This is a genomic window from Alteromonas sp. BZK5 (assembly GCF_014349115.1).
Classification (GTDB): Bacteria; Pseudomonadota; Gammaproteobacteria; order Enterobacterales; family Alteromonadaceae; genus Alteromonas; species Alteromonas macleodii.
In genome coordinates this window covers 106898-115359 of the sequence record NZ_JACSOE010000004.1, presented here as the reverse complement: position 1 = coordinate 115359, position 8462 = coordinate 106898, and the positions used below count along the sequence as shown (strand labels likewise).

The window sequence follows — 8462 nt, the reverse complement described above, 5'->3', positions numbered from 1 at the left end:
ATCCGATCACTTAAGGTAAAACTGGCAGGGACGAAAAAGAAGATGAAAAAGTGATCGGATAAAACCGAAACGACCGATCGGATTCACCGAAATACGCATACGGCTCGGTAGTGCTTTAACCCACCATTTCTTTTTACTTCACGGCTAATTGTAGATGGTGCTCTGGACAAACGTCTGGCAATTTCTCGAATGGATTGTTTACCGACTAAGCATCTTGATATTTCTTCTCTTTCATCAAGCGAGAGAGACTGTGGATGTCTTTTTCGTTCTGGTGGCCGATACCCACCAGTTTGATAAATAGTTGGCATAATAGAAGAGTGAAAGCGATCAAACATTCTAGCGATATCATGCAGCGAATCACCTCGCTTATATCTGTCCCAAATAAGTGCTTTCTGTTCTGGTGAGTAATAGATACGTTTTCTTTGTTTCATGGCAACATTCCTCCTTTAATAAGGATAGCGTTGCACTCACCAATTGAACTCAAGGCACAGAGCCGACCTTCGGCTCTGAATTGTTTTTGTCCAAAAACGAGTTACATGAACGCTTGATGATGAGCTTTTACTGTGACGAAGATAAAATGCTTTTATCTATATTAGCTTGAAAAGCACCCAATAGTTTCTTCATTTCACCGAGCGCTGCGGTAGGTGTTAACTCCTTCTTTGCTATTTGTTCTTCTAACAACTCAATCTGACGTTTTGCCAAGTCAACACTCGACTTTAGGGATACTGCATTATAAACCTCTGTGTAGCCGTGGATATCTGCAAATGCAAGGTCAATATAAGTATCCAAAGAGCTAAGGTTTGTGTGACCAGACCATTGCTGTAACTGCATTTTAAACGTTTCTGTATGAAGTAGATGCTTTCGGAAGTCGTCCTTATCATTTACTTCTTTAGTGACAAGAATAAGCTCTTTAAGCTTATCTGTTATGAATGCGTGTCTCCACAAGTGTGGGTGCAATTCTCCCTCGATACCAAGCTCTTTTTTCCATGAGTTCATATACGTTGTCCATGAATCGGCAGATAGACGTAGACCTGTTTTTAAGCCGATAAATAGGTAATCATGCTGGACTTTTTTCTTTCTCATGACTTTTTTGCGAACTTTGATGTAATCCGCAATCACTGATAATAAAAGGTGTGAGACAGGTATTTTTCGAGTGGTGTTATCGTCTTTGCGTTTCAAATTGGTAAGAGTAAGCGAACTTGTGCGTCTAGCTTCCTCGTAATCGGACATTTTAATCAAATGAAGCTCGGTCACTCGACCACCTAACTGCTCCATTGCAGTATATAGCGCCATGTCTCTTCTGCGTTTATCTTTGTTTTGCTGGGTCTTTATGTGCTCCCACACACGCAATGCATTATCAGAAGAAACTGGGTGACGCTTCTTGATCTCATCTTTTGTCGGTATAGCAGTGTGCGTAATTTTAGTGCCTTCAATGAACCCTCTATAGCCTTCCTGTTTGCGCTTGTAATGTTTTTCAAGTATCTGAATTGAATTGCCTTTATCCTTGCCAATAAAAGAACTCAAATCATGAAAGTGTTGGATAAACTGCAAAAAATCTAGGCAGGTATGTGCAATCTTTATAACTGAGTTATTCTTGCGTTTTAGTTCGCCAAGCGGTGTTCTCTCTGCCTGTAGAGACTGAACGAAAAGGGTGAATGTTGCGTCGGTAAGCTGGTTGAATTGACTCAATAGTGGCTGTTTTTCAATAAAGTGAACCAAGTGGATGATATCGTGGGCATACCCTCGAATAGTGGCACTTTTTAAGTTTCTCGCCATCAAACTATGGATGTAAGCATTAGCTTCATAGCAAGGAGTATGATTACTGTAGGTGACGAAAGGAATATCCAGTGGTTTACGAAAGACAAGCTTGCCATCAAACCCAAGGTGACTCCATTGCTCAAAATCTTTAAGCTTTCGAACCGCCATCATACCTCTCCATTCAAAGTGAAATTCATCTGTGCTTCAATTTTCCGATTGTGCTCCCGATAAAGCTCCTGTCGCTCTTCTGTTGTTCCTTCATGGTTCGCAAGTTGCTTTAGTCTAGAGCGCAGCTCTGAGACCATAACGGTGAGTAAAGCATTGCTGCGCTGTGCTGCATTTAGCTCTGATTCGAGAGCGGCTACTTTGTGTTTTAAACCCGCTGAGGTTTGCTTGTTGCCTTTTGAAGCTTTTTCATCGAGATGTGCAGCCTCTATCGCCAATTTTGCGTTAATACGAAGTTCATCTAAGGATAAGAAGCCTCTTTCCAGAAGTGCTTCTGAGATGCTTTTGACTGTGTTTAATGAGCATGATGTGATATTACGCTCATGATCCTGATATTTAGCGATACCCGATTGTGATTTCAGGGCCTTCATAAGCACTTCATCATCTTTAAATTCATCAGGGGTGGTGATGATTTCCCTTAAAAGCTTCTCTGTTTCAAGTACCTTGGTTTGGTTTTTCTCTAAAACTTTCATTAGCATAATCCTCAATCAAGGTCTTTGATTTTTAAAATGAGATTAAAGGTTTGCGTTGTATTCCCATCATCATCTTCGATGGTAAAGAACTCTGGCTCAAGCGTGACTCGACCTTCTTCTAAAAGCTGAATAACCTCTGTTTCAATGCTCTGCTCTTTTTGAAGTTGGCTTATATGAGGGATGGTTAGATAAGACTCATCATCGTAATCTTCTGCCGCTTCACTCACAGATTCTATCGTGATTGGTGTTGAGTTATTACCTGTCAGACGTTCCGCAATGATTTTACGAACCTCTTCTATCCCTTCGAGCTTCGCAAGCTCAGAGGTAGAATCAACCACACCACGAACAATCACACTCGCTTTAGCCCCGTTTAGTACCGAACCAGTTTCCGATTCAGAGATATAGTGATATAGGTGTTCCATGTCTGAATGTCCGAGCATCCAGCGCAGTGAATCCATGCCATCAAAACCCTTAGACCAGAAAAATACCATAGCAAAGAAACGTCTCAATTGGTGTTGACGAACATAATTACGTCGGTACTCACCGTTGTCGTATTCTACCAAGTCCGTTTCTAAGTAATCACACACAGCATCAAGGTGCGCATTATAAACCTTGGAATTAACTTGACTTACCTGAATACGACTTGAGTTTAAATTGTTAAACAGAGACAATTCTCCTTTAGATAGATTTAACTCACTTGCTTTGATGTTAAATTGCTCCAGTTGCCAGATGAACCTTGCGATAGATAAGGGAATTGGTCTTTCTATTGTGGCGTTTACCCCTTTTGAGCCAGTTTTTTTTACCTTAAATATCAGGTTGTACTCTGTTTTTGCACCTTCTTCAGAAAAGGGGCTTACATTAGGTGATAGGTTTCCATGTGGCTTCAACTTGATTAATTCATCTTGTCTTCGAGCCATGATTGCACCCACCAAAACTTGTATTGCACCTTGCAGCACAGAGAACAAATCAAACAGGCTCTCATTAGCTCGAATCCTTTCGTGTCGATTTTCAATGCTATCAGCAAAGCCTTGAACCTGCTTTATCCCTTTTTTAAGGTATTCACTACTCAGGCAATTGATTGCATCCGTCTGAAGCCAATACCCGCGCTCAGAGCTAGACATATCTCGATGAAGTTCCTCATCCCACTTGGGACTATCTGGGTGTGGACGATTACTGTTGGAGTTTTTCAAAGTAGATTTGCTTGTTGCATTAGTCAGCAGCGTTAATGTTTCATTCAGTAAAGTAACAGCACCTTCCTCTGTAGGTAGATGCTCTTTGGTAAACTCATAGCACTGACGGATTAAATTAAACACGAACTTAGGCGGTAAAGTGCGAGTACGCCCTACTTTTTTTAAGCTAACTAACTGACTAATATGACTAGAGCTGACACGCTCGGACAATATTGAAGGACTTGCAGCATCTACATGTTCAAGGTTGGTATAAATCAATCGAATTGCTTCAATGTATTTCGAGATATTCTGTTGACTCGTGCCTGTTGAGGAGTCATTATTCTCAACCGCACGATACTCTGAGTTTCGCTTTGGTGCTTTGAGATGAAGTTCTGTGTAGTTGGGGAGGTTAAGGTCGTGATAAAGCATCTTACCTTTAAATAACAACTCACCTAGCATAGCACTTGTGCCAGTGTATTTTATGCGCTCTCCAATGTGATAATAGCCTTGCTCAAAGAGCCAAGCGCACGACTTTTCTCTCTCCGCCAATAATAAGAAACAATCATCTTGCGCAATGTCTCGTGTAACGTAGGGGAACTCCTCTTTAAACGTTTGTGCGTCTGTATCAGAAACACTCTGAGAAGCGTTATCAAGTAATGCCTGAGTACGCTTGTCAATTTCATACACACCTTGAAAATTTCCGTGCTCGGCGTATTTCGCCAAGATGTTCAACCAGAAGTCATCATTCACATTCAGAAGGTGGTATTTTGCCAGCTTTAGCCCCTTCGAGTGCAGCAAGATAGCATTGATGAGGGCGATAACTCTGATAACTTTGTGATAAGCCGTTATTGGACTAATAATCTTCCCACCGTTTTCAAGTGGGTTATCTGCCGCTGTGATCCAGTATTTGAAACTGTTTAATAATTTTTGATGTTTTGTGTCGGTGAGTTTCTTACCATCATCCAAGTAAACCGTATCCCAATGTATCGTTTTTGGGGCTTTACCAAATGTTAGTACCCATTTGTTTGCGGGAAAACTGGACTCTAACCATTCGGGCTGTCTGTCATCGTAACCGTAGATGCCTGTATGGATATTAGTGATGACATCTAAAGCTCGATAGTCATCATTTATTACTGAGAAATTGATAATTTCCTCAAGAGTATCGGCACTCAGACCATTCAAAATTGAGTGGTCTAGCACGATGCTTTCAATGAGATTAGCAATAGAGGAATTGTCGATAGCAACACTTAACATAGCAGCGCTCCTTTAACTAAATCAGCATCAAGCTTGTTATTAGTCGCAATATCAAGCATTTCCATCAAATCGTCATCCGCACTGTGCTTGTCTGAATTAAGGGTATCCAAGACAAACACTGCTGACTGATACCAGTGAGTCACAATATCTAAAAAAGATTCCCGATCACCACTGCTCTCAACAACAAGACGTATCGCCATTAATAACTGCAAAAGAGATGTCGAAATCGTGTATGTCAATTGATCAAATGCTAATGACTCAGAAACTTCATTATCATTAGTCGTCTGCTGAACAAAACCATGTTCGAAATACTCTGGTATGTTGCTTATGCCGTGGTTATTCAAGAACTCTTCAATGTCTTGAGCGCTCATGTTCACAGCATCAAGTCGATGCACTGAATCTTTCATGGCTTCGAGTAAAATAGCGTTCTGAAACTGACGTATCCAACGTGCATTAAAGAAGTCCATGAGTGGTTTAGGAAGGTAAGAGGTCAGTAAATTTACATCTTTCTTTTCATGTCCAAGCGCCTCGCTAACGGCATCCATTGAACGTGTTTCCAAGTAAATTTGAAAGCCTCTGTGCCGTCTGATTGAACGTAATGTATGAATTTCAGAAATGGCTTTGGCGTCTTTCAAGGTGATATCGCTGTTCATATCAAAGAGTGATTTATCCTGAAGCCAATCATAAAAATCATTTGCTGAGTGAAGAGTAGTATTGAGACTATCTGGGTGTCTCACATTGATACAGGTTGCAGTCAAAATCATCCTTCGCCAATTCACATCCCCTTTCTGCTTCAGGTGCTCACGGCTCATGCGAGTATGCTGTATCAGGAATTCAACTATAGATTTAGAAAATTCATTGAGCACCACTTCTTGCTGTGCATTGGTCGCTCCTTTGCGTGATTTGTAACTGACAGCAATGTGTTGATTACCAACTTGCTTATAGCCCACCATATTGCCATTTACATCAAATAAGTCCCATTTTGCCAACCAACTAGGCGTTATTAGAGGGTGTTCCATCACAAGAAGCGTCAAAAGAACATTCAGTGTTGATTTGGTTGGTAAGTTTAACTCTGTGATGAGTTGGTTAGCATTACCACTAAACCCCAAAAAATTTAAATAGGAAGTGTCTATTGCAGCGATGCCATGCGCATAAAAGGTTGCTACTGTATTGTCTAGCTTATCTGCACCGACAAAGTTTATATATTGTGTATAACCTCTCGTACCGCTCAATGGTTTAACTAAGCCTGCACTCTGAAAAGTTTTATTTCTATCCTCTCGCCCTAAAAGCTCCTCAAATTTCAAGAGACACACATGCTTGATATGCGCCATGTCTCTTTCTACACGTTGCTGAATAATTGAAACTGCCTCCTCATCTTTAATTTTAAGTGGGATGTTAGCAAACCATCTAAGGTTTTCTGACGGCGTAGTATTGCCGCTAATTGAAAAGGTGGGCGCTGCATCTTTTGGGTCTTTCCAGCTTGGAGCGATGAATGGTTTGTGAGGCTCAGCAAAAACACCTGGGTTGATAAAGCATTCGGTGTAATAGTTAATGGCAACTCGCCATTGAGTATGAAAACTCTTTGGGCAGTGCTGAGCGGCTTGGGAGCGCACAAATAGTGCTTTAAACACCTTGTGGAAGAATAACTGCACATGATTACGACTTAGAAGGGTTTCTATTGGTAGGCTATCTTTTTCGTTATAAACAGTGGAGATACCCACAAAAAGTTTTCTGAGCCCTTGTAATGCCTGAATCAGAGATGATGATTTTTGTGTATTAGCATAATTTTTTAGAGCAAGATGAACCTTGTTTGTAAACGCTTCGCCAAAATTAACATAAAGCGTATCAATATGAACCTCATATTCTTTGCCTTCTTTTGATACCACCTGCCAACCATTAAGGTAGTCAGCTTTTGTTTTATCTATATTAAGCTTTCGGAATTGGGCTAGACAGTTCGAAACATTTACTGTGATTTTATTGTGCGAAAGCTTTACTTCAGTGAGGATTAAATGCTTATCTTGCGCAATGTAACGAAAAAGGGTTTTGAGTTGATGACCTAAACCTCGTTTGTTCGAGATAGTGATATAATTCCTGCTATAAACAAAGCCAATGAGCGACTGGAAGTGTGCATTAAGTGAATTTGAATCATTTAGTATTTCCAGTGCACTGTAGTTGCCTTGTCCAACTAGGTAGCAGTAGGCTGCATAAAAATTTAATACGGACTGTATTTTTTCGGGGTGGATTGAGGATTCAGCAGCAAGGGTTATGTAGTTAGAGTATTCCGCTGACAGTGCAGTTTTTAGTAAAGAAAGTTTATTTAATGATTTAATATTCACAACCAAGCCTCGTACACTGACAACCAATAACTACCTTAGTTATCATAGTGATAGTTGTCAATGTTGCTTGGTGGTGTTGGGAAGAGCCAAGTCACCATTGTATATAGCATTGCTCCATTGTTGATAAATTATCATTGTTAGGATTAGTACAAGTTCGTCTAGAAACAAAATACCATTATGAGCCAGCGATATTTCACCCGGTACAGGGTTTGAGCCACCGCCAGTAAGCGCCACCGCAGAGCTAGTATGATGGGGCGAGCGGAGGTGGCGAGTTAGAAAACGCTCTGCATGCAGTTTTTCGCCTTTCACAGAGTGAATGGCAGCCACTTCCAACGCTTCTTCCTCGCTCATATCGGGTAATAGCGATAGCATTCGGCTGGCGAGCAGGCTTTTACCTGTGCCAGGAGGGCCCACCATAAGTAAATTGTGTGCTCCACTTGCTGCGATAACAAGCGCTCGTTTGGCTTGCTCTTGGCCGATAATGTCATCCCACCCTGAAAGGGGGCTGTTAAGTGCTCGCGAGGTAAACGGTTGGCCTTTAGCAAGTTTTTTGTTGCCGGCAAGGTGTTCATAAACAGACTGTAAATCGAAAGCAGGATAGCGTGTTGCGTGAGAAACCAATGCAGCCTCTACGTCATTATCACCCGGGTATACGAGCGCAATGTCTTCGTGTGCAGCTGCCATTACCACAGGAATTAGCCCGTTTACTGGTTTTATTTCGCCGTTTAATGCAAGCTCGCCCACAAAGGCAATGTTGAGCAGGCTAATGTCTGAGATGTAGCCCGACGCAGCTAAAATGCCTACGGCGATGGGAAGGTCGAACCGCCCGCCAAACTTGGGAATATCTGCCGGCGCTAAATTAACGGTTATTCGTTTTGCGGGAAACTCAAAACCACTGTTAATGAGGGCGCTGCGTACCCGCTCTCGCGCTTCTTTAACGCTGGTTTCTGCCATACCGACCAGTTGAAAAGCAGGTAAACCATTAGCTAGGTGAATCTCTACACTTACCTCTGGCGCTGCCACGCCCTGCCCTGCAAAGGTTTTAACAACAGCCATTCCCATAATCTAAACAACCTCCTTTCGCTGAATACTTATGATTCGTGGTTTTGAAACGCAAACGTGTCAGCGCGGTAAAAATGTAAGCCTACGCAGTCGGCGTAAACTTTAGAGAGAGTCGGGATAAGATGTAACTGTACTAACGATGGGATCTACTGAGAGTGCATAAAACGCTTGGCATGTAATGATCC

4 protein-coding genes and 2 pseudogenes are annotated in these 8462 nt (G+C 41.7%); all 6 read right to left on the bottom strand.

What is annotated here, in order from left to right; translation table 11 throughout:
* Nucleotides 1–101: 101 nt before the first annotated feature.
* Nucleotides 102–431 (bottom strand): annotated as a pseudogene (locus BIZ39_RS02505) (helix-turn-helix domain-containing protein); the annotation flags it as partial.
* Between the two features lie 127 nt (nucleotides 432–558).
* Nucleotides 559–1929, bottom strand: a complete 1371-nt coding sequence (locus BIZ39_RS02500; RefSeq protein ID WP_222936428.1) for a tyrosine-type recombinase/integrase — start codon at nucleotides 1927–1929, stop codon at nucleotides 559–561.
* Nucleotides 1926–2456: a hypothetical protein gene (locus BIZ39_RS02495; protein ID WP_187446258.1), complete on the bottom strand. Its 531-nt coding sequence runs from the start codon at nucleotides 2454–2456 to the stop codon at nucleotides 1926–1928. Before BIZ39_RS02495 ends, BIZ39_RS02500 begins: the two co-directional genes overlap by 4 nt.
* A gap of 11 nt (nucleotides 2457–2467) precedes the next feature.
* The gene (locus tag BIZ39_RS02490; protein WP_187446257.1) at nucleotides 2468–4879 is read right to left on the bottom strand and encodes an integrase; all 2412 of its coding nucleotides are present in this window, start codon (nucleotides 4877–4879) and stop codon (nucleotides 2468–2470) included.
* The gene (locus BIZ39_RS02485) at nucleotides 4873–7215 is read right to left on the bottom strand and encodes a hypothetical protein (RefSeq protein WP_187446256.1); all 2343 of its coding nucleotides are present in this window, start codon (nucleotides 7213–7215) and stop codon (nucleotides 4873–4875) included. The genes BIZ39_RS02490 and BIZ39_RS02485 overlap by 7 nt, the downstream gene beginning before the upstream one ends.
* Before the next feature lie 150 nt (nucleotides 7216–7365).
* Nucleotides 7366–8277: pseudogene (locus BIZ39_RS02480) on the bottom strand (YifB family Mg chelatase-like AAA ATPase); the annotation flags it as partial.
* Between the last annotated feature and the right edge of the window lie 185 nt (nucleotides 8278–8462).